This is a genomic window from Alitiscatomonas aceti, from assembly GCF_025567195.1.
GTDB lineage: Bacteria > Bacillota > Clostridia > Lachnospirales > Lachnospiraceae > Alitiscatomonas > Alitiscatomonas aceti.
In genome coordinates this window covers 1-20,925 of record NZ_JAOQJF010000037.1, presented here as the reverse complement: position 1 = coordinate 20,925, position 20,925 = coordinate 1, and the positions used below count along the sequence as shown (strand labels likewise).

General features: G+C 47.2%; 26 protein-coding genes. All 26 read left to right on the top strand.

Annotated features, from left to right (window positions below; genetic code table 11):
* Positions 1-3 precede the first annotated feature (3 nt).
* The 26 genes from OCV69_RS14165 (at position 4) to OCV69_RS14040 (ending at position 20,816) form a co-directional block, all read left to right on the top strand.
* Entirely contained in the window at positions 4-564 is a 561-nt protein-coding gene (locus tag OCV69_RS14165; protein WP_002593825.1) for a hypothetical protein, read from the top strand.
* Between the two features lie 16 nt (positions 565-580).
* On the top strand, positions 581-1,141 hold the full coding sequence (locus OCV69_RS14160; protein ID WP_002593824.1) for a YodL domain-containing protein: 561 nt from the start codon (positions 581-583) through the stop codon (positions 1,139-1,141).
* Between the two features lie 87 nt (positions 1,142-1,228).
* Positions 1,229-1,555 (top strand): SpoVG family protein, encoded by a 327-nt coding sequence (locus OCV69_RS14155; RefSeq protein WP_002593823.1) that lies wholly within the window; start codon positions 1,229-1,231, stop codon positions 1,553-1,555.
* Between the two features lie 48 nt (positions 1,556-1,603).
* Entirely contained in the window at positions 1,604-1,843 is a 240-nt protein-coding gene (locus OCV69_RS14150; RefSeq protein WP_002593822.1) for a DUF6133 family protein, read from the top strand.
* Position 1,844: 1 nt separating this feature from the next.
* Complete coding sequence (locus OCV69_RS14145; RefSeq protein WP_038292381.1) at positions 1,845-2,303, top strand: prepilin peptidase; 459 nt, start codon at positions 1,845-1,847, stop codon at positions 2,301-2,303.
* 149 nt (positions 2,304-2,452) lie between these two features.
* A complete protein-coding gene (cpaB, locus tag OCV69_RS14140; RefSeq protein WP_002593820.1) occupies positions 2,453-3,313 on the top strand; it encodes a Flp pilus assembly protein CpaB in 861 nt (286 codons plus the stop codon).
* A gap of 3 nt (positions 3,314-3,316) precedes the next feature.
* A complete protein-coding gene (locus OCV69_RS14135; RefSeq protein ID WP_002593819.1) occupies positions 3,317-4,129 on the top strand; it encodes an AAA family ATPase in 813 nt (270 codons plus the stop codon).
* Positions 4,123-5,769 carry an ATPase, T2SS/T4P/T4SS family gene (locus tag OCV69_RS14130; protein ID WP_158359832.1) on the top strand — a complete coding sequence of 549 codons (1,647 nt, stop codon included), beginning with the start codon at positions 4,123-4,125 and terminating at the stop codon, positions 5,767-5,769. Before OCV69_RS14135 ends, OCV69_RS14130 begins: the two co-directional genes overlap by 7 nt.
* A complete protein-coding gene (locus OCV69_RS17045) occupies positions 5,766-6,695 on the top strand; it encodes a type II secretion system F family protein (RefSeq protein WP_158359834.1) in 930 nt (309 codons plus the stop codon). Before OCV69_RS14130 ends, OCV69_RS17045 begins: the two co-directional genes overlap by 4 nt.
* Positions 6,696-6,697: 2 nt before the next feature.
* On the top strand, positions 6,698-7,570 hold the full coding sequence (locus OCV69_RS14120; RefSeq protein WP_002593816.1) for a hypothetical protein: 873 nt from the start codon (positions 6,698-6,700) through the stop codon (positions 7,568-7,570).
* A 17-nt stretch (positions 7,571-7,587) separates the two neighbouring features.
* A complete protein-coding gene (locus OCV69_RS14115; protein WP_002593815.1) occupies positions 7,588-7,998 on the top strand; it encodes a DUF4320 family protein in 411 nt (136 codons plus the stop codon).
* Positions 7,999-8,020: 22 nt separating this feature from the next.
* Entirely contained in the window at positions 8,021-8,566 is a 546-nt protein-coding gene (locus OCV69_RS14110; RefSeq protein WP_158359836.1) for a hypothetical protein, read from the top strand.
* Positions 8,567-8,647: 81 nt separating this feature from the next.
* The gene (locus OCV69_RS14105) at positions 8,648-9,256 is read left to right on the top strand and encodes a DUF6550 family protein (protein WP_055650603.1); all 609 of its coding nucleotides are present in this window, start codon (positions 8,648-8,650) and stop codon (positions 9,254-9,256) included.
* A gap of 96 nt (positions 9,257-9,352) precedes the next feature.
* Positions 9,353-11,056 carry a DUF8193 domain-containing protein gene (locus OCV69_RS14100; protein ID WP_158359852.1) on the top strand — a complete coding sequence of 568 codons (1,704 nt, stop codon included), beginning with the start codon at positions 9,353-9,355 and terminating at the stop codon, positions 11,054-11,056.
* A gap of 46 nt (positions 11,057-11,102) precedes the next feature.
* Positions 11,103-11,438: a DUF3852 domain-containing protein gene (locus OCV69_RS14095; RefSeq protein ID WP_002593811.1), complete on the top strand. Its 336-nt coding sequence runs from the start codon at positions 11,103-11,105 to the stop codon at positions 11,436-11,438.
* 10 nt (positions 11,439-11,448) lie between these two features.
* Positions 11,449-12,468, top strand: coding sequence for a DUF4259 domain-containing protein (locus OCV69_RS14090; RefSeq protein WP_158359838.1), 1,020 nt, complete (start codon positions 11,449-11,451; stop codon positions 12,466-12,468).
* A 17-nt stretch (positions 12,469-12,485) separates the two neighbouring features.
* Positions 12,486-13,388 carry a conjugal transfer protein TrbL family protein gene (locus tag OCV69_RS14085; protein ID WP_118584659.1) on the top strand — a complete coding sequence of 301 codons (903 nt, stop codon included), beginning with the start codon at positions 12,486-12,488 and terminating at the stop codon, positions 13,386-13,388.
* Positions 13,389-13,403: 15 nt separating this feature from the next.
* A complete protein-coding gene (locus OCV69_RS14080; RefSeq protein WP_158359840.1) occupies positions 13,404-13,778 on the top strand; it encodes a DUF7768 domain-containing protein in 375 nt (124 codons plus the stop codon).
* Positions 13,775-15,499, top strand: a complete 1,725-nt coding sequence (locus tag OCV69_RS14075; protein WP_002593807.1) for a DNA cytosine methyltransferase — start codon at positions 13,775-13,777, stop codon at positions 15,497-15,499. Before OCV69_RS14080 ends, OCV69_RS14075 begins: the two co-directional genes overlap by 4 nt.
* 110 nt (positions 15,500-15,609) lie before the next feature.
* Positions 15,610-15,948, top strand: a complete 339-nt coding sequence (locus OCV69_RS14070; protein ID WP_002593806.1) for a hypothetical protein — start codon at positions 15,610-15,612, stop codon at positions 15,946-15,948.
* A gap of 81 nt (positions 15,949-16,029) precedes the next feature.
* The gene (locus OCV69_RS14065) at positions 16,030-16,290 is read left to right on the top strand and encodes a hypothetical protein (RefSeq protein ID WP_038292378.1); all 261 of its coding nucleotides are present in this window, start codon (positions 16,030-16,032) and stop codon (positions 16,288-16,290) included.
* Positions 16,287-16,886: a hypothetical protein gene (locus OCV69_RS14060; RefSeq protein WP_002593804.1), complete on the top strand. Its 600-nt coding sequence runs from the start codon at positions 16,287-16,289 to the stop codon at positions 16,884-16,886. Before OCV69_RS14065 ends, OCV69_RS14060 begins: the two co-directional genes overlap by 4 nt.
* A 17-nt stretch (positions 16,887-16,903) precedes the next feature.
* On the top strand, positions 16,904-18,733 hold the full coding sequence (locus tag OCV69_RS14055; RefSeq protein ID WP_002593803.1) for a VirB4 family type IV secretion system protein: 1,830 nt from the start codon (positions 16,904-16,906) through the stop codon (positions 18,731-18,733).
* Between the two features lie 15 nt (positions 18,734-18,748).
* On the top strand, positions 18,749-19,792 hold the full coding sequence (locus OCV69_RS14050; RefSeq protein WP_158359842.1) for an amidoligase family protein: 1,044 nt from the start codon (positions 18,749-18,751) through the stop codon (positions 19,790-19,792).
* Positions 19,793-19,863: 71 nt separating this feature from the next.
* Positions 19,864-20,328, top strand: a complete 465-nt coding sequence (locus OCV69_RS14045) for a gamma-glutamylcyclotransferase family protein (RefSeq protein WP_416782827.1) — start codon at positions 19,864-19,866, stop codon at positions 20,326-20,328.
* A gap of 53 nt (positions 20,329-20,381) precedes the next feature.
* Positions 20,382-20,816, top strand: coding sequence for a hypothetical protein (locus tag OCV69_RS14040; RefSeq protein WP_262563167.1), 435 nt, complete (start codon positions 20,382-20,384; stop codon positions 20,814-20,816).
* The last annotated feature ends 109 nt before the right edge of the window (positions 20,817-20,925 follow it).

The window sequence follows — 20,925 nt, the reverse complement described above, 5'->3', positions numbered from 1 at the left end:
ATTATGCAGGAATTCACAGAAAAGGATTGTATGCAGACAGAAAAGGAGGCATCTATCCAGAACCGGGTGGTGGTTCTTCCCTCAAAGGTATTACCAGAGCATTACACGGGGCAGCTTTTTTTCTGTACGAATATCCAGAAAACAGAAAATCCCAGACATTCCATTGCCCATCTGGTTTCCTTATCTACTGGGGAGGCATGGCACTGCTGGAACAGGGATGTGGTTGGTGTGCTGCGGCCAGAACTGTTGGGGGAAAAGGAACGGCTCCAGCTCTCCCAGATCCGTCCATTTGGGGCGCTGGATTTACATGGACATTCCCCAGAATATTCTGGATACAGTTTTCTGCCGGATGGACGCTATGCGTCAGGGGTATGGCTGGCAAATCCAGAGGAAGTATGGAGCTATGTAATGATGCAGAAGGACTACCAGTATCGGATTTTGATCTGCGACAGGGATGATTTTGCCGTACTGGAAATGTTAGAGGGAAGGATGATCTTTCCCGATGTGCAGAGTCTGGAACAGTTTCAACAGGCACAGAAGGACGGGGGGATGGAGATGATTTAGAAATGAGGGAAGGGAAATGAAGCAGATTCAGATTGAAAATGGAGTGATCCGGTATTATGGGAACCGGGTAGGTCGTGTGACGGAAGGATGTGCAGTAGTGGATCCCATGTTTCAGAATGAAGCATTAGAAAGCTTCCTGCGTAAGCAGAGGAATATCCAAAAAATTCAGTGGCAGGACGGTATCTACGACCGGTTGGCAAATAGCCAGGAAGATATGGAATCGGCAAAGGGGTTAAAAGATGTACGCATCTGGCAACTGAGAGGAGATGTGGATGTGCATATGAAGTTCCTTGCACTTTCCCAGATGGAGCAGCAATATGGCTCCCCCAAGCCGGATTTTTATATCAAAGTCTATGAAGGGGCATCTGACACCAATGACCTGGAAGAACTCTATGATAAATTCCGGTATCATCCGCCGTCCGGTTATACAGGTCATGGGCTATCCATTAGTGATGTGCTGGAACTCTATGATGAAACAGGGAGTTCCTTTTTTTATGTGGATCGCTATGACTTTAAGAGAATTGATTTTACAGAGTCGCAACCGGCGGAGGAATTCATACACACCATGCAGTTTTAGCAGGCAGTTTTGTCTGTCTGCTTGACTGAAATAGATCCAGAAAGGAACGGTTTATGAGCAGAAAAAAACAAAGGAGGAAGAATCAGTATGCCAGATTTAGACGTTCGGATTACATCTATGTATCCACCAGGAGTACAGGGCGGGATCAGAGCCTATGCATCCGCCACAATCGCCGGATGTTTTGCCGTCCGGGGAATCAAAATCGTCGAGGGAGGTAAGGATGGGCTTTTTATGTCTATGCCCAGCCGGAAAACACAGGATGGATACAAGGATATCTGTTTTCCTGTGACGGAGGAATTCCGCAACGAGCTGAAACAAGCGGTATTGGGAGCGTATGGAGAGGCACTGTCCATGGCACAGGCATCTACCTTACAGACAGCACCCCCTCAAAATCCAGGGCAGAACATGGTCTGATTTAAGGGGTACAGAGAACAAAAACAGAAAATCAATGGAGGAGATCAAATGAAGAATATTAAAAGACAGCTGGTAAATTATCGAAATGCAATGGTTATGCATATGTGGAACGTAAAAAACAAGCTTCAGGATACATCTGGTGAGGGATATGTGGACACAGCCATTAAGATCCTGATCGCAGTTGTGCTGGGAGCACTGCTTCTGGCAGGTCTTTATGCACTGTTTAATGATACCGTACTTCCTACACTGGTACGCAGGGTGCAGGAAATGTTTGACTATAGCGGTTGATATGGAGATCAGGATATCGCTGCTTCAGGCAGTACAGGCAGTGCTTTTTTTCTCGCTGCTTATTGCGGTTTCTGCCTGGGATCTTCGGTACCGGATTATTCCGGACCGATTCCAGGCAGGGATTGCCCTGCTTTCCTTTCTGAACTTTGCACCCAGACAGCTGTTTGGAGCTTTAGGGGCAGTGCCATACCTCATAGTTGCATTATTTTGCAAGAGGGAAGGTGGAATTGGCGGCGGTGATATCAAGCTGGCAGGAGCAACCGGCTTGGTACTAGGACTTCCTGCAAGCCTGACTGCTTCCTGTTTAGGACTGACAGGATTTGTGATGTATGGTTGTATGGTCTGCCTGTGGAATCGGTTCAAGGGAAAACGAGATAAAGAAGCATTTCCTGTGGGACCGTTTCTGGCAGGAGGAGCGGCAGCCGTTTATTGTATGAGATTAGGAGGATGGATGATATGAAGAAGAAATTATGGATCATGGTTTGTGTTGCAGTGCCGCTTACAATGATTGCGGCCATCATATACCACAACAGAAAATAGGTAGACAGCAGTCAGTGGAACACTGGTTAAAAAGGAACCAAAATAAGGAAAAGAGTTGGAGGAGATGAAATGCGATTTTTGAAAAACAGGACTGTACTTGGTGTGCTTTGCATCGTGCTGTCTTTGATCATCTGCTTTGCAGTTACACCATTGTTTAATAAGGCTATGAGTGAAAAGACGGAAATTGTCCGTGTAGTAAAACCAATTTCAGTGGGAGAAGAAATTATTTCTGACATGGTAAAGACCATAGAGGTTGGCAGTTATAACCTGCCAGATGATGTAGTAAAACATTCGGATACTGTGGTTGGGGCATTTGCATCTGCAGATTTGGCGCCAGGAGATTACATCCTGACATCCAAGATTGCAGAAGAGCCGGCGGCAGAAAATGCCTATCTCTATCATCTGACAGGAGAAAAGCAGGCAATCTCTGTTACGGTTAAGGCATTTGCCAATGGATTGTCTGGAAAGCTAAAGAGCGGCGATATTGTGTCAGTTATAGCTCCAGATTATAGAAAGCAGGGAAAAACGGTAATTCCTGCGGAGCTTCAGTATGTGGAGGTCATTGCTGTGACTGCAAACAGCGGATATGACGCAAATACGGGAGAAGAACTGGAAGATGGAGCGGATCGTGAGCTGCCTGGAACCGTTACCTTGCTGGTAACGCCAGAGCAGTCAATGGTTCTGGCAGAGCTGGAGGCAGATGGAAAACTGCATTTGTCTCTGGTGTATCGTGGGGATGAAAAGAGTGCAGGGCAGTTTTTGGAAGCGCAAAACCAGATATTAACGGAACTGTATCCTCCAGAAGATATGGAAGGAGAAGCGGAAGAAAACGAGGCGCCGGATCATTCTGATAAGGAGCCAGAGGAAACCAAAGCAGAGGAGCAGGAAGAGTCCGAACAGGGTGAAACAGAGGAAAGCGAGGTGGAGTAAGCCTTGAATTTTCTGAAAAACAGTATTTTCAGCAGGGGAGCCGGGGACAGCTCTCCTGACTGGGAACCGGAAAATGAGAATCAAATGCTGGCAGTCTGGGGAAGTCCTGGATCTGGTAAAACCACGACAGCAGTGAAGCTGGCGGCGCGTCTTGCCATGCAGAAGAAGGATGTGGCTCTCCTTCTGTGTGATATGAATACACCGATGCTTCCCTGTATCTGTCCTCCGGGAGACCTGGACGAGGAGCATTCTCTGGGGAGTGTTCTGGCAGCAACCCATGTGTCGGAATCGTTGGTACGCCATAACTGTATTACTCATAAAAAAATACGCCATCTAACGATCCTTGGAATGAGGAAGGGGGAAAATGAATACACATATCCACCTTACGAGCGGACACAGGCAGAGGAATTACTGCAGTGTTTGAGAAAGATCGCTCCCTATATCATCGTTGATTGTGGAAGCTGTATTGCCAATGACATTCTTTCGGCCATTGCCTTGATGGAGGCGGATGCAGTGCTGCGGCTGGTAAACTGTGATCTGAAATCCATCAGTTATCTTTCCAGTCAGCTTCCGCTTCTTAAGGACAGTCAGTGGGATGCAGAAAAGCAGTATAAAGTGGCCAGCAATGTATATCCCAATGAGGCCAGCGAACACATTGAACGGGTGCTCGGCAATGTGGCATTCCAGATCCCTCATTCCGAGGAAGTAAAGGCACAGGTTCTGGAAGGGAACCTTCTGAAAGAACTGGTGCTAAAGGACAGTAAGGGGTTTAGAAAAACCATGGAAGCAATCACAAAGGAGGTGTTCGGATGTTAGGGGAAAGACGCAGCAAAGCCGCGTTTTCTGCGGGTTTTCCCGAAGCTGTTCGGGAAGAAACACGACAGGATTCTGGACATCTTCCGGAGGAGATCATGGAAACGGAGGCTTCTTTGGATGGCTTGGATGGAGGGGAGGGGACAGAAGAAAACTTCCAAAATGATAGCCTGTCGGAACAGGCTTGTGAAGGACAGATGCATGGAAAGGAGGATATCTGGTCAGAAGAGGAGGACATAGAGGCTCCTTTGTGTACTCAAAAAACGGGAGGTCGTTCTCTCCGTACCCATGACCTGTTTTTTGCATCAGAGGATGAAGGGCGTGACTTTCAGTCCGTGCTGCAGGAGATACAGGCGTATCTTTCCAAAGAATACAGTAATCTGGTAACCGGAGATGGAAACGAAGAAATAAAAGCACAGATCCGCCGATTTGCCGGGAAGTATATTCAGGATAACCGTATACAAGTACCGGGAAAAACCACGGATGAGCTGATTGATGCGATTTATTCAGAAATGGCAGAGTTCGGTTTTCTCACAAAGTACATCTACGGGGAAGGAATCGAGGAGATCGATGTAAATGCCTGGGATGATGTGGAGGTCCAGTATTCTGGTGGAGTGACAGAAAAATTGAAAGAGCATTTTGAAAGCCCCGAACATGCCATCAATGTCATTCGGCGTATGTTGCATGTGTCTGGAATGGTGCTGGATGATGCGAGTCCAAGCGTTCTGGGACATTTAAGTAAAAATATCCGTATTGCTGTACTGAAGACACCTCTTGTTGATGAGGATGTCGGGGTGGCAGCCTCGATCCGAATTGTGAATCCCCAGAGCATGAAGAAACAGGACTTTATAAAGGGAGGAACGGCAACTAGTCAGATGCTGGATTTTTTATCGGAGTGCATCCGGTATGGAATCTCTGTGTGTGTGGCGGGAGCCACAAGCTCCGGAAAAACCACACTTTTAGGCTGGCTTTTGACCACAATTCCGGACGGTAAGCGTATTTACAGTATTGAGAATGGTTCAAGGGAGCTGGCGCTGGTACGCAGAAAGGATGGGAGGGTAGTCAATTCCGTGATTCATACCTTGACCCGTGACAGCGAGAATGAGAGGCAGAGAGTAGATCAGATTACGCTTCTTGATATGGCGCTACGCTTTAATCCGGACATTATTGTGGTAGGAGAAATGCGTGGACCAGAAGCGAATGCGGCACAGGAGGCTGCCAGAACCGGTGTTGCGGTTGTGACAACCATCCATTCCATGAGTTGTGAGGCAACTTACCGCCGCATGGTTTCCCTGTGTAAACGTGCTGTGGATATGAGTGATGAGACTTTGATGGGATTTGTAACGGAAGCCTATCCGATCATCGCTTTCTGCAAACAGCTGGAAAACAAGGAACGCCGTTTAATGGAAATCATGGAGTGTGAGATTCTGGCAGATGGAACCAGACGATACCGTCCACTGTTTCAATATCAGATTACGGAAAACAGGGTGGAGGATGGAAAGTTTGTAATTGTGGGGCACCATAGACAAATCAACCCAATCTCGGACAGTCTGGCAAGACGGCTGATGGAGAATGGAATGCCGCAGGAAACGCTGGCAGGACTTTTGAATGTAAAAAAGGATAGAGAGGAGGAGAATGAATGACGGCGATTCAGCTATTGGCGTGTGCGGGAATGATAGTGGGTGTATTTTTACTGCTGGGAATGAAGACAGTGGAGTTTACGGACAGCCTGTTTGGATTTCTGTTGAATCCAAAACGAAGTCTGCGGGAAGACATCAGGGAATCATCAGGAAGAAAAAAATCAGGGATTTTGCGCAGGGAACTGGAGGAAGCACAGAATATCCTTCAAATGACGGGCAGGGGGAACCGGTTTTCCATCATCTGTGCAGTTGCTCTGGCACTGTTTTGCGCTGGGGGATCCATTGCTATTTTGTTGGGGAATTTTTTCCTGGCTCCGGTGATGGCAGTGGGTTTTTTATTTCTACCATTTTGGTATGTGAAACTGACTGCCAATCATTATAAAAGGGATGTGTCTGCAGAACTGGAAACGGCGCTTTCGGTCATTACCACAGCATATCTGAGGACAGAAGATATTGTGACGGCGGTGGAGGAGAATATAGCATATTTAAATCCTCCAGTGTCCAGAGTATTTCAGGATTTTCTCATCCAGATTAAAATGGTAAATCCGGATGTTCAGGCCGCCCTTCGGATTTTGCGGGGAAGGATTGATAATGAGGTGTTTCGGGAGTGGTGCGATGCGGTCAGTGACTGCCAGCATGACCGGAGCTTAAAGACTACACTGCCGCCCATCGTATCAAAGCTGTCAGATATGCGGAATGTGAACGCAGAACTGGAATACATGATCGCAGAACCAAGAAAAGAGTTTATGATCATGGTTGTGTTTGTAGTAGGCAATATTCCTCTTATGTATCTGCTGAATCAGGACTGGTATGATGTACTGATGCATACGGTACTGGGACAGTGTATTCTGGCTGCCACTGCGGCGGCTATTTTTATATCCGCTGGCTTTGTAGTGAAACTGACCCGTCCCATTGAATACAGGAGGTAGCTATGGAAGGCTTGTTATTTTTATTCGGGCTGTTTTTAGCTCTGGGACTTTTCTTTTTAACTGCGTCTGTTCTAAAGTTACCTACCATGGGTGCGGCGAAGGCCATGCTGGGTACGGTAAAACAGGAGCGGAAAGCGGCAAAGACATTGGAAACTTATTTTATGATCCTAGCAGTGCGACTGTCTGGTTTCATCCGGATGGATGCATATAAGAGAAGCAGGATGCAGAATGTGTTAAAAGCCAGTGGAATGAATATGACCCCGGAAGTGTATCAGGCGTATGCTCTGGTAAAATCAGGCGCAGTACTTTTGGGGGCGATTCCCTGCATGTTCCTTTTTCCGCTGCTGGTTCCTGTCGTGGTTGTGCTGGCCTTACTTCTTTACTTTAAGGAAAATCAGAAAGCTGATGAAACCTTAAAGGCAAAGCGGGAAGAGATAGAGGGGGAGCTTCCGAGAATGGTGGCGACTATGGAACAGGAACTGAAAGCAAGCCGTAATGTGATCGGTATGTTGGAGCGGTTCAAGGGGAATGCGGGACCAGCGCTGACTGGAGAGTTAGATATTCTTCTGGCGGATATGCGTTCCTCCAATTATGAAGCGGCGCTGACACGATTTGAGGCAAGACTGAACTCGCCCATGCTGTCCGATGTGGTACGTGGATTGATTGGTGTTCTTCGAGGGGATGACAGCACAGTGTATTTTCAGATGCTGGCTCATGATTTTAAGCAGATCGAACTGCAGAGATTAAAAGCACAGGCACAGAAAATCCCTCCTAAGATCCGTGTTTTTTCCTTTGTCATGCTGGTATGTTTTCTGCTGACTTATTTGGCGATTATCTGCTATGTGGCATTGGAGAGCCTTGGAGGAATGTTTTAGACAGGAAGGAGGAGAGGATGAGGAGTCATCGTTTATGGAGAGCGCTGTCAGAAAGACGGGGCGAAGGATATGTGGATGTGATCGTGCTGGTTTTGTGTGCGGTCATGGTGCTTGCCCTTGCCATGCGCGTGCTTCCGGTTTTTATTCAGAAACAGCAGCTGGATACCTTTGCTACAGAACTGGTGCGTGAAGCAGAGGTAAGCGGGCGCGTAGGTGCAGAGACAAGCCGCCGTGCCGCTGTGCTGTCGGAAAAAACAGGGCTTCATCCGGACATTTTGTGGTCCAGTCATGGAAGAATCCAGTTAAATGAAGAGGTTACCGTTACCCTGACGATGGATACAAATATCGGTCTGTTTGGCGAGTTTGCTTCTTTTCCGGTTACGCTTCGCGCACAGGCAGCTGGAAAATCAGAAGTTTACTGGAAATGAGGTGGAGGGATTGCGGAAACGGATGAAAGAGATACTGAGAGACAGTCGAGCCTCCTCATTTCCCATGACCATCGGGATTGTTCTTTCGCTGATTATTCTGATGTGTGGGATTAGTGAGTATTTCCGGCTTCAAGTCATTGCGGCAGGTGTGCGGGAAGCCGTGGAGGATGCTGTCATTTCCACAGTCAATGATAATTATGCAGGTGTGTATCATGGAGTCAGGGAGGGATATTCTGGCAGCTATGTTCCCTTTGGAGAGGGAAGCTGGGAAGAAGATCTGAATGAAGGGGACATTTATGATTATCTGGATGAAACCATAGGGACCCAATTGTCTGGTGGCAGGCATGTAAAGTATGCGGATACTGGAACTGCAATGGAGTTTGCCATAGATAGCCTGCAAGTGACGCTTCGGAATGCACCTCTGGCCCCATCGGATCCAGCCCATGCGCAGCGGTTTGAGGCAGATGCCATTGTTAGACTGGAGGTTCCAGTTCGGTTTGGCGGCCGGATTCTTCCATCCATGTGGATCACATTGAAGGTACAGGCTGGATATACAGAGGTGTTCTAGGGAATGACCTGGACTTTGAGAGGATTGTATAGTATGTTGTGCATAACAAAACAGAAAACAGGATAAAGGAGGAGCAGAATCATGAAACTGACAGAGAAGATGAAAAAGAATCTGGCAATTTTGGGCGGCGTGCTCATAGGAATCGGCCTGATCGCTGCCATTGGAATGCAGTTTGGTCCGAAACCGTCCGGTGAAGATGTTCTGCCAGGAACAGGGGAGACGGAAACAGAATTGATTGTAGATCCTGGAGATTTTGAAAAGAAGGAAGAGGAAAGTAAAGTAGTATCCAGAGAAGAAGAGAGCCTTGTGATTCATCCAGGAATCGGAGAAAATCAGGAAACAGACACTCAGGCGGTGGACAGCCGGTCGCCACAGACTGATCAGACAACGCAGAGTATCCAACCAAAACCAACTAAACCAGAACCGCCAAGCAAGGAGATCCTGACAGATCCAACACAAAAACCAGATGGTACAAAGCAGGATACCCCTCCGGTTCCCGTGGATCATGAAGCGGTAGAAAAACCGTCCGAACCGGTAGCAGATCCGGAACAGCCGCAGGCAGGAGATACTTCCGGGAACCAGATCTATGTTCCAGGATTCGGCTGGGTAGAAAACCATGGAGGAGGAGGCTCTGGAACTGCAGCAGAAGATATGTATGAAAATGGGAATAAGATTGGCATTATGGATTAAGACAGAAAGAAGAAGCACCACATCAATGTGGTGTTTTTTCTTTTCCCAGATACCAGGGAAGGAAACAAGGCTTCCTGTGGTTGGAAAGGAGGATACTTGAAACAGAAGAAATGTGTGTTTTTCATAGTCTCAATCTTACTGTCTTTGATACTCTCCATCCAGGTTTATGCAGTAGGGGACGGAAATCTTGATGGGGGCGGCGGAAGTATGGGACAGGGGACCAGTCAGAATTCCTGGTCACCGGGAAATGAAGGGGTGCGGGTTACTGTCATTCGGGCAGAGAGCCATGATCCGGTAACAAGACCGATTGACTTAACAAACAAGCATCCGAATATTGCCTACTCCTTTGGGAAAGTCAGTAAAATGTCTTATATCAGAGGAAGTGCTTTGATGATTGATACCAATCCATATGAGTATGTAAATCCGGCACAGTCTCTACCCAGAATCATCAGCTCGAAAAGTCTGGGGCAGGCAAATATTGAGCAGATTAAAAGTTATTTTACAGATGAACAGGTGGTGCGCAGCATTGCAGGACTGACTGGAATGGATTTTGACACACTGGTGGGAGGGGAGTATAGGCTCTTATTGGAGCCGATCAGTTTTCTTAAATTTCAGGGAACCCTGATTGCAGTTACAGCAACAGAGGCAGCGCTCTATGATGAGATGTTAAGTGGTGGGCTTCGTGCTGTCCTTCCAACAGTGGCATTTCAGAATCTACCACTTTCTATGTTTTTGGAAACACCGGATCTGGGATATCCGGCTTGGGGAGGTCCTACATCGGGAATCCGTTCCAACAGTGAAATAAAAAGTTCCCTGGGACTTGGCATTGTACGGTTTCGGGATGTGCCACCAGAGGAACCGGAGATCACGACCTATGATTATGAGTATAGGACTAACACGGAAGTGATTACGGCAGTAGAGGTAAGCGGAGGACAGAGTGATCCGGATCATCCGGTATCCGTAACATTTTCCGTAGGAGGAAGAAGCTACGAGGTGGGAGAGGTATATTATCCGTCCGGCGACAGTCAGCTGGCTTGGATCCGCTGGACAACACCGGAGCAGCCTCAGACTATGACGATGACCGTTCGTGTGCGGGGCGGAGGAGGAACAAGTAAAGGAACTCTTCACATCAAGGTTGTGGATCTGGATGAAAATCCACCGCCAGATCCCAATGCGGATGACCGGAATGACGGGTTTACAAGACCTTCGGTTCCTTCCAATGCAGAAGTAACCTCTGCATCCTGGGGTGTGTGGAGGCCATGGTGGAGGGAATACTGGGTATGGCACAGCGGGGATGAGGATGATGACGGGTACTGGTGTGACCATGGCTGGTGGGAGTTTGACCTGGACCGATACTCCGCAAGCCTGACTGCAGATATGAGAATTACAACCGATGAAAAGTCCCCTACCGCTACGGGAAGGACGATGAAATCCGGTTATGGATTCCAGGAAAAGGTAACAACTCATGTCAGCACCAATCAGAGTTCTGCAGTGACATCTGCGCAGAATGCGGTGACTTATTTTCCGGAATTTCAGTATGAGAGGTTTTGGAGGCTTTTGGAACGGATGAATGGCGGCTATGATATGACCCATGAGTTTAAGAAAAATGGTTACAGTACCTATGAGAGGAGAACGCATTTTACACCAATTTGGTATCCGGATGGAAGCTATACGCCATATACCTGGTTGTTGGATTGCTGGACACCGGCTGGGATGCTTTCCATGAATCTGACCGATTCCATTACCATTGACGGAAACCTATGGAGTGACTGGCACATCGCACCGCAGAACCCAGAGTAGGGGGAGTTTTTGCAGGAAATTACACAGGAATAGGAGGAACACTTTAATGAAAACAAAGAAAATCATAACATCTGTTTGTACAGCCGCAGTTTTCGCAAGCCTAATCTGTATGCCGGCATATGCGGCTTCCGGGGACGTGGCCGGGGCGATTGAGGGAACCTGGCAGACGGCATCCCAACAGATTAAAACAGTTGTCGATCATGTTGTATTTCCAGCCATAGATCTGATCCTTGCCGTGTTCTTTTTTGGAAAACTGGGAACGGCATACTTTGATTATCGGAAACATGGGCAGTTTGAATGGGCAGCACCGGCAATTCTGTTTGCCTGTCTGGTATTTACACTGACTGCACCGCTTTATATCTGGCAGATTCTTGGAATTTAGGAGGTATATCATGGGATGTTGGGGAATTACTGCGTTTGAGTCCGATGCTGGACTGGATGCCATCAGTCTCATACGGAAACATCTTCCGGAACAAGGGGATGTAGAACTCCGGCAGATGCTTGCCTGGCTGAAGGCAGATTCTTGGAATGCCCCTCCGGAAGTGTCAGAAGGGGTGTCTCATACAAGCCCAATGGCAGTGGCAGAACTAATTGTAAAATTCCAGGAGAAGGATTTTTCTGCACTGGATGGAATCAGGGGGGATAAGAAGTTTTCCTCCCTGTCTTCTTTTACAGCATCGAAAGAATCCCTTCAGTGGGTAAGGGAATATCTGTCGGAAACTCTTTTTTACAGCCGTAAATGTGCAAAAGAGCAGGAGAAGTCGGGAGTTTTGTGGGGCGGCTGGTTTCAGGAACGGGATTGGAAGCACTGGCAGGCGCATATGGAAAAACTGATTGGAAGGATGGATGAACTGCTTACAAGAGAGGGAGAAACAGTTGCATTATGGACAGGAAGCATTTGCCAGAAGGTGGAACCGGGAAAAATGGCAGGAAAGAAAGAAGGGGAAGAACGTGAGAACCCACATAGGTCGGAGGAGGAAAGCATGACATTTTTTGAAAGGGAACTAAAAAAAATGTTTGGAACGGGAGCGAGCTTTTCAGAACCAAGGTTTGTCGGGAATTGTTGTTATGGAAGGCTGACGGATCAGATCCGTGTCAAAATCAACTTTCAGACAGGCATGGTTGCGGATCATTATGACCGATTGAAAGTGACCCTTTTGAATCGGAATGAAGGAACGATCGACAGCATGGTTGTGAAATTTGGAGATGTGTGGGGTCTGAAAAAAACGACTAATCCCAACTTCCGCGACGGGGTAAATCCCCATATCTGGTCCTATGGAAAGGAGATCGGCTGGTATGTATATCAGCCCGGAAAAGAGGATTATAAAGTACTCAGTGAAGCGGTAAAGACCTATCTGCAAGTGTTTCAGGAACCGGAGGAAGCTATGCAAATGGGACAGAAGATGTGTTAAGGGGAGGTGGTTAAAACTTGTTTATCTGGGATTTTGTTGCAGACACGGTTCTGGGACAGATCATTGACTGGCTGTATGGTCAGATTGTTGGATTTCTGGGGGATTTTTTCATGCAGATGGGAAGCATGGGGGCTGAACTGTTCGAAATGAGCTGGGTACAGTCTGTTGTGCTTCTTTTTTATTATCTGGCATGGGCACTTTATGTGACGGGAATCGTAGTGGCAGCCTTTGAATGCGGAATTGAATATCAGAATGGCAGGGGAAGCATACGCGATACTGCCCTGAATGTAATCAAGGGATTCCTGGCAGCCAGCCTGTTTACGACTGTTCCAGTGGAGCTTTATAAGCTCAGTATTTCACTTCAGGGGAGTTTTACAGCTGGTATTACAGGATTGGGAGAAGATATTGGGACAGTTGCGGCAGGGATTGTGCAGTCTCTTCAGGATGCTGCTACCTGGCAAGAAGCTGCTATATCTGGAGTTTTTGGTGGAATCGGAAGTATCAGCAGCCCGATTTTTATGATCTTTCTCTTGATCCTCATGGGTTATGCGGTAATCAAAGTGTTCTTTGCGAACTTAAAACGGGGCGGGATCCTTCTGATCCAGATTGCAGTAGGGAGCCTTTATTTATTCAGTGTGCCAAGGGGATATATTGATGGATTTGTTGGCTGGTGCAAGCAGGTAATCGGTCTGTGCCTGACCGCATTTTTACAGGCGACGGTCCTGATCGCAGGTCTGATGGTCGTTAAGGATCAGGCACTGCTTGGTCTGGGACTTATGTTATCGGCAGGTGAGATTCCGCGGATTGCGGGACAGTTTGGGTTGGAAACGGGAACCAAAGCAAATGTGATGGGAGCAGTCTATGCAGCGCAGGGAGCTATGAACCTAACAAGGACGGTTGTGCAAGTGGTTTCTAAGTAGAGAGGACGGTGAAGGATGGAACGCAACAAACTGGTGTATATTGCATCTCCGTATTCTGGAGATGTTGAGCGGAATGTAGCATTTGCAAAGGCAGCCTGTCGTTATGCCATGAACCAGGGGGTTACGCCAATTGCCTCCCATCTGCTATATCCGCAGATGCTGGATGATGGAGTCCCAGAAGAGAGGAAGCTGGGAACAGATATGGGGCTTCGGATTTTGAAGGCGTGTGAGGAAGTCTGGGTGTGTGGAAGTGAACTGTCTTCAGGAATGGAGCAGGAAATCCGTGCAGCAAGGCAGCTTCAGATTCCGCTTAGACAGGTCAGCGAACAGGAGATTGGATGGGAACTATGTGAAGTACCGATACAAAAGGGAATGGAGATGGGCGGATGATGACACTGGGGAGCCTGTTTGACGGGATTGGAGGATTCCCTTTGGCGGCAGTTCACTGTGGAGGTGTGCCGGTATGGGCCAGTGAGATAGAACCGTTTCCCATGAGGGTAACCAAACTTCGGTTTCCGGATATGATCCATGTAGGGGACATTACAAAACTGGATGGAGCAAAATTGCCGCCTGTGGATGTAATCTGCGGAGGCAGCCCCTGTCAGGATTTGTCAGTAGCCGGATTACGGAAAGGATTGGCAGGGGAGCGCTCCGGTCTGTTTATGGACCAGGTACGCATAGTAAAGGAGATGAGAGCAGAGGATGAAAGACGAGGGGTATCAGATGACTTTATTCGACCTCGATACCTCGTTTGGGAAAATGTCCCTGGAGCATTCAGCTCCGCAAATGGAGAAGATTTCCGGGCGGTCATCGAGGAGATTGTCCATATCAAGGACAGTACCTGTCATGTGCCTCGACCTGACACCGGGCGCTGGGAATCTGCTGGGGCTGCCATTTTGGGAGATCAATTCAGCCTGGCTTGGAGAGTCTTGGATGCTCAATACTGGGGAGTCGCCCAGCGCCGCCGTAGAATCTTCCTTGTCGCAGATTTTGGAGGACTCACCGCACCAAAGATATTATTTGAGCAGGAACGCCTGCTTGGGGATCCTGCGGAGGGCCAAGGTCAGGGGAAAGGAGTTACCACCACAGCTGGAAACAGCTCTGCGGATTCAGGCGGGAGTAGAGTAGCAGAGGAAAAACAGGTGGATATTTTTGCGTTTCATATTAATCAGAGGGAAGAAACGATCAACCTCAACGGAATATCCGGAGCTTTGATGGCAACGACCAATATGCAGATGCAGACCTTTGTGGCAGAGGGGATGAGGAAGTTTGAAAGTGCAGAAAAAGAAGAAGAGTGTCTGTGCCTCAATGACCAAGGAGGAGAGCGTATGGATGTTTCGGTCGATGTAACAGCAACCCTGCGGGCAGGGATGAGTGGTCATCCGCCTGTGGTGATGGGCATCCAGCAGGGGAGTGCTGGGACAGAGGAAACTCCGGATCCAGCTCTTACAGAGGAGGCAGAAACCGGCGGGAACAATCAGCAGATTCTGTTTGAGAATCACGGGATTGATGCCAGATATACAGGTCCGCATGAGGTGGCCCCTACCATGTCAGCCCGGTATGGAACAGGAGGAAACAATGTCCCACTGGTCTCAGATATGCCGGAGAGTTATTGTATTGCCGGAAATATCATTGATCGGGAAGTACAAAATGGAGGAAATGGTCTGGGATGCCAGCCGGATATTTCCTATACTCTTACGAGCGCAGACCGTCATGCAGTGTTCAGCCGCCAGAGAAGTGATGAATTTCTGCAAAATCGGGTAACAGCGACTCAGAGCGCCAGACAGCATAAGGATGCTACGGATCTGGTGTGTGAGCCGTATCAGAATACGGTAGGAACCATTGGATATACAGATCATAAGGGGATTAATAATCAATATGTCAGCGAAGATAAATGTATTGTTGAGAACCGGAGACTGATCCGGAGGCTGACGCCTTTGGAGTGTGAACGGTTACAGGGTTTTCCGGATCACTGGACAGATATCCCTGGTGCCTCGGACAGTGCCCGTTACAAAGCTCTTGGGAATAGCGTAGCGATACCGTGTGTGGATTTTGTTCTCCGTGGTATCGCTTATTTTTTGCGGAAGATGAAGGAGGAGAAAGAACCATAAGATTGGTAGTTCTGCTTCCGTTTTCAGGTAATCTTTGTTGGGTATCGTCATAGCTATCTCATCTCTTTATGGATATACTTGGCTTGTAAAAACGAGGAAAGGAGAGTCAAATGGAAGAGCGTAAGAAAAATTTATGCGCCATGATTCCAGAATCCCTGCATAAGAAAGTGCGGGAAGAACAGGAAGAATGGGGAATCAAGCTGAACGAGTATATGGAACGGATTCTAAAAGACCACTTTGAGAAGGGAGAAAGAGAGATGGCAAACGGAACCAGGACACTGGCATTTCAGGTATCAGAGGAGTTTTTTCAGAGGTTAAAAAAATACCTCAAAAAGACAGGACAGAGCCAGAAAGAATTTGTGATCGGACTGATTGAAGATGTACTTTCGCAGGAAGAACATGTAGTATCTGGAGAGATGCAGGAGGCAGGGGGGAAAGGCAGAACTTGAGGAAACTGAATAAGAGGAAGGATCGAACATACCGCCGGCAGAGCTTCATCATGCCGGCGGTTATTATTTGGAGGTGATCGGTTGTATATTTATCCGGACCATTTGAAATCAAAAGCAACACTTTGGTTATGGCAGCTTCGGGACATTGGGATTCTTGGTATTTGCGGATTGGTCTCCATTTTAGCAGCTACGCAGGCGGGATTTATGTTCCCTTGTGTTCTGACAGGGGTATATGGATTTCTGACGATCCGTTTTGAAGATACCAGCATTCTGGATTTTATCCGGTATGCCTGTGCGTATTTTTTTATGCGTCAGCAATTTTTTGAGTGGAGGTATGAATGAGCAGGGAGAAAAGAAAAGCGAAAAAAGAAGCAGAGAAGCGCCTCTCCACACGACAGTTCATTGGTGCAAAGGAGATTACAGACTACAGTCTGGTGACCTACGGACAGGGGGAGCTGGTGTATTTTATTGTAAAACCAACGAATATTTCTGTTTTGTCCGAATCTAGTGTCGGGGCAAGAATCTATGCTCTTATGACTGTACTAAAAGGAGTGGCAGAGATTGAGATGCTGTGTCTAAACAGCAGGGAAAGTTTTGAAGACAACAAGCGGTTTCTGAAAAGTCAGATGGAGCAGGAAGAGAATCCAGTCATACGCCGTCTTTTGGAACAGGATCAGACCCATCTGGACCGGATTCAGGTGCAGATGGCGACAGCCCGTGAATTTCTGATTATGCTGCGGTTAAAAGATGAAAAGGAATCGGATATTTTTCCGTACCTTTCCAGGATTGAAAAATCCCTGAAGGAACAGAGTTTTTCTGTTAAACGGGCAGATAAAGAGGATATCAAACGTATCCTGGCTGTTTACTATGAGCAGAACGTGACCACAGAGAAGTTTGAAGACTTTGACGGGGAGCGGTGGATCATACCAGAGATTTAGAGTGAGGAGGAGATGACTTGAAAAAAGGAAGAACAGCAGTTGATGACAGGGAAGATAATGTGCGTATCCAGGAATTTCTGGATATGATTGCCCCGTCTGTCATTAAATTTGAAACAGATCATTTTATTTGTGGTAACACCTATCGTTGTGTCTGGGCACTGCGGGAGTACCCGACTGCTACGGAAGAGCAGGCAATTCTCTCACATTTAGGGGAGAAAGATGGTGTAACCTTGCGGATCTATACCCGTCATGTGACACCCGTTGAGGAGCGGAAGATCATCAGTAATGCAGCCAACAAAAACCGGATGGATCGGAGCAATACCAGTGATTTACAGCAGACTGTTCTGGCTGAAAGTAATTTACAGGATGTAACTACCATCGTAGCCCAGATGCATCGCAACCGAGAACCCCTCCTCCATACGGCAGTATATCTGGAGTTGTGTGCCCATGATCTGGAGCATTTGAAGCTTCTTCAGACAGAAGTACTAACGGAACTGATCCGATCAAAATTGAATGTAGACCGACTGATCCTCCGTCAACAACAGGGGTTCCGGTGTGTAATGCCAAGCGGTTATAACCTGTTTAAGGATCAGTTTGAGAGAGTGCTTCCGGCCAGCAGTGTGGCGAATCTGTATCCCTTTAACTATTCAGGAAAGACGGATCCTCACGGGTTCTATATTGGGAGAGATAAATTTGGGAGTAATGTACTGGTGGATTTTAACCGGAGAGCAGATGATAAGACGAATGCCAATATCCTGATTCTGGGAAACAGCGGACAGGGAAAAAGCTATCTGCTTAAATTGCTGCTGACGAATTTAAGGGAGTCCGGAATGCATATCTGCGCTCTGGATCCGGAAATGGAGTATGAAGATCTGACCAATAATCTGGGAGGGTGTTTTATCGACTTAATGAGCGGGGAGTTCATTATCAACCCTCTGGAACCGAAAACCTGGGACGAAGCGGGAAGCCCGGAGGATCTGGATGCACCTCAGACCTTTCGCATCCGGTCCAGATTATCCCAGCATATCAGTTTCTTAAAGGACTTTTTCCGAAGCTACAAGGATTTTTCCGACAGGGAAATCGATGTGATTGAGATCATGCTGCAGAAGTTATATACCAGATGGGGGATTACAGACGAAAGTGATTTTGAATGCCTGGCTGCGGAGGATTACCCAGTTCTCTCCGATCTTTATGCGTTCATTGAGGAAGAATATCAGGGATTTGACGAAAACAGAAGACAGCTTTATACAGCAGAAATGATTCAGAGTATTCTTCTTGGGCTGAATTCTATGTGTGTGGGAGCTGAGAGCAAGTTCTTTAATGGACATACCAATATCACCGATGATGGCTTCATTACCTTTGGGGTAAAAGGACTGTTACAGGCCAGCAGGAGCCTTAAAAATGCATTGCTTTTTAATGTGCTTTCGTTTATGAGCGATGTTCTTTTGACACAAGGCAATACGGCAGCCAGTCTGGATGAGTTTTATCTGTTCCTTTCCAACCTGACTGCAGTAGAGTATGTTAGAAATTTTATGAAGCGTGTGCGAAAAAAAGATTCTGCAGTTATCATAGCCAGCCAGAACCTAGAGGATTTTAATCTGGATGGCGTGAGGGAGTATACCAAGCCGCTGTTTTCCATCCCGACGCATCAGTTTCTGTTCAATGCGGGGAGCATTGATGCCAAGTTTTATACGGATACCCTGCAGCTGGAGGATAGTGAGTATAACCTGATCCGGTATCCACAACGGGGAGTCTGCCTGTATAAATGTGGAAATGAGCGATATAACTTAATGGTAAATGCCCCGGAACACAAAGCCAGACTGTTCGGAAAGGCAGGAGGACGCTAAAAGGGGAGACTATGAATGGAGTTAAAGGAGCAGAAATTTGGCATTGAGATTGAGATGACCGGCATTACCCGTGCGAAAGCGGCTGAAGTAACGGCAGAGTATTTTGGAACTAGAGTCAAATATCTGGGAACCTATTACGATACCTATGCAGCCATTGACACGGAGGGGCGGCAGTGGAAGTTTATGAGTGATGGGAGTATAACAGCGCAGAAAAAATCGAATGGGAGAAAGATTAATGCAGGGAGAGAATATCAGACGGAGATGGTAAGTCCCATCTGTCGCTATGAGGATATTGTGACGATTCAGGAGATCATCCGGAAGCTGAAAGAGCATGGGGCACTGACGAATGGAAGCTGCGGTATCCATGTGCATATCAATGCGGAACCGTTTGATGCCAGAACCCTTCGTAATATCACTAATATCATGGCAGCCAAGGAAGATCTGATCTATAAAGCTCTGGGGGTGTCCGTGGATCGGCAGCACCGGTGGTGTCAGCCAGTAGACACACGATTTTTGGAAGAATTAAACAGAAGAAAACCAAAGAGTATGGAGGCAGTGGAACGGATCTGGTATAACGGGGAGAGCCGCAGAGACCAGCATTATGATGACAGCCGTTATCATTGTCTGAACCTTCATTCTGTTTTTCAGAAAGGAACAGTGGAATTTCGTCTGTTCAATGGGACGCTTCATGCAGGCAAGATTAAGGCCTATATCCAGTTTTGTCTGGCGATTGGCGCCCAAGCGCTGAATCAGTCCTGCGCCAGCAGAAGAAAAACTCAGACCAGCAATGAGAAGTATACATTCCGCACTTGGCTTTTACGGCTAGGATTAAATGGGGAAGAATTCGCCACAGCTCGTCAACATCTGCTGGCAAATCTGCCGGGCTGTATTGCCTGGAAGGATCCGGCTCAGGCGGAAGCACAAAAGGAAAGAATGCGACAGAAGCGGGAGAAGGAATTGGCAGAACGGATCCAGAGACAGGAAACCATTCATCCAATTGAGGAATTAGAATCAGCTGGGGAAGCACAGGAATCCACGGCTTTTTGTATGCGAATGTGACAGGAGGAAGCAAATTGAAAGGAAAACAAAGACTTTATATTGCCTATGGGAGCAATCTGAATCTGGAGCAGATGGCATTTCGTTGTCCGACTGCGAAGGTAGTAGGAAAGAGTGAATTAAAGGATTACGAACTGTTATTTCGGGGAGGCCGCAGGGGGGCTGTGGCAACCGTAGAACCTAAAGCAGGGAGTACTGTGCCGGTACTGGTCTGGGAGATTCAGAAGAAAGACGAGGCATCGCTGGATCTTTATGAAGGGTATCCGAATTTCTATGATAAGCAGATGCTGGAGATTGAACTGGATGGAAAAATTGTTCCGGCCATGGTTTATGTGATGACACCAGGGCATTCATTTGGAATTCCCTCTGACTATTATTCCAATGTAATCTGGCAAGGGTACGAAACGGCAGGGTTTGAAACCCAGTTTCTGGAGGACGCAATCGAACATGCTTATCAGCTTGTACAGAAACAGGAAAGAGAGGGAGACTTCTATCAGCAGAGCCTGTTTCATATGGGGGGCTATGATGGAATGAAATAAATCCTGATGCGTCAGATGAATATCTCGATAAAAAGTGTGGAAGGAGTGATTTTATGGCCGTCTCAGCTGCCGCTGTGACAGCAAAACTGGTAGCGCTTACCCTATCTGACCGGAATGGGCGGACTGTGGTTTTTTCTGTTATTGCAGCATTAGTAACCCCTGTTATTTTAATTGCCACCATGATTATGTGCACGCTTTCTGGGACTGTAGACCATAACATTTCTGCTGTCCAGCTGTCCTTTCATGGAGGGTATTTGTCCTCAAAGGTGCCAGCAGAGTATCGGATGTACATCGAAAATATGCAGGACAGTTTTGAAAAACTGGATGGGGTGTTAAATGAAATTAATGGTATGACAGAAGCCGAAGAAGTAGATCCCTACCAGGTAAAAGCGATTTTTTATGCCCTGTTTTTTGGTAAGGAGCACCCTCGGATGGATGAGGGGGACTATCGGGCATTCGCAGATTGTTTTGTAGAGTATGAGGAGTGAAGTGCTATACTAATGTTGTAACAGGAGTGGCTAATAAGATATAATCAATCTTATAAAGAAAAGAGGTACACATTATGCCACAGAGTTACACCCCTGAATTTAAAAAGAA

Coding starts and splice junctions, on each gene's coding strand:
- OCV69_RS14165 (WP_002593825.1), top strand. CDS start 4: ATGCAGGAATTCACAGAAAAGGATTGTATGCAGACAGAAAAGGAGGCA.
- OCV69_RS14160 (WP_002593824.1), top strand. CDS start 581: ATGAAGCAGATTCAGATTGAAAATGGAGTGATCCGGTATTATGGGAAC.
- OCV69_RS14155 (WP_002593823.1), top strand. CDS start 1,229: ATGCCAGATTTAGACGTTCGGATTACATCTATGTATCCACCAGGAGTA.
- OCV69_RS14150 (WP_002593822.1), top strand. CDS start 1,604: ATGAAGAATATTAAAAGACAGCTGGTAAATTATCGAAATGCAATGGTT.
- OCV69_RS14145 (WP_038292381.1), top strand. CDS start 1,845: ATGGAGATCAGGATATCGCTGCTTCAGGCAGTACAGGCAGTGCTTTTT.
- cpaB (WP_002593820.1), top strand. CDS start 2,453: ATGCGATTTTTGAAAAACAGGACTGTACTTGGTGTGCTTTGCATCGTG.
- OCV69_RS14130 (WP_158359832.1), top strand. CDS start 4,123: ATGTTAGGGGAAAGACGCAGCAAAGCCGCGTTTTCTGCGGGTTTTCCC.
- OCV69_RS17045 (WP_158359834.1), top strand. CDS start 5,766: ATGACGGCGATTCAGCTATTGGCGTGTGCGGGAATGATAGTGGGTGTA.
- OCV69_RS14120 (WP_002593816.1), top strand. CDS start 6,698: ATGGAAGGCTTGTTATTTTTATTCGGGCTGTTTTTAGCTCTGGGACTT.
- OCV69_RS14115 (WP_002593815.1), top strand. CDS start 7,588: ATGAGGAGTCATCGTTTATGGAGAGCGCTGTCAGAAAGACGGGGCGAA.
- OCV69_RS14110 (WP_158359836.1), top strand. CDS start 8,021: ATGAAAGAGATACTGAGAGACAGTCGAGCCTCCTCATTTCCCATGACC.
- OCV69_RS14105 (WP_055650603.1), top strand. CDS start 8,648: ATGAAACTGACAGAGAAGATGAAAAAGAATCTGGCAATTTTGGGCGGC.
- OCV69_RS14095 (WP_002593811.1), top strand. CDS start 11,103: ATGAAAACAAAGAAAATCATAACATCTGTTTGTACAGCCGCAGTTTTC.
- OCV69_RS14090 (WP_158359838.1), top strand. CDS start 11,449: ATGGGATGTTGGGGAATTACTGCGTTTGAGTCCGATGCTGGACTGGAT.
- OCV69_RS14080 (WP_158359840.1), top strand. CDS start 13,404: ATGGAACGCAACAAACTGGTGTATATTGCATCTCCGTATTCTGGAGAT.
- OCV69_RS14075 (WP_002593807.1), top strand. CDS start 13,775: ATGATGACACTGGGGAGCCTGTTTGACGGGATTGGAGGATTCCCTTTG.
- OCV69_RS14070 (WP_002593806.1), top strand. CDS start 15,610: ATGGAAGAGCGTAAGAAAAATTTATGCGCCATGATTCCAGAATCCCTG.
- OCV69_RS14060 (WP_002593804.1), top strand. CDS start 16,287: ATGAGCAGGGAGAAAAGAAAAGCGAAAAAAGAAGCAGAGAAGCGCCTC.
- OCV69_RS14050 (WP_158359842.1), top strand. CDS start 18,749: ATGGAGTTAAAGGAGCAGAAATTTGGCATTGAGATTGAGATGACCGGC.
- OCV69_RS14045 (WP_416782827.1), top strand. CDS start 19,864: ATGGCATTTCGTTGTCCGACTGCGAAGGTAGTAGGAAAGAGTGAATTA.
- OCV69_RS14040 (WP_262563167.1), top strand. CDS start 20,382: ATGGCCGTCTCAGCTGCCGCTGTGACAGCAAAACTGGTAGCGCTTACC.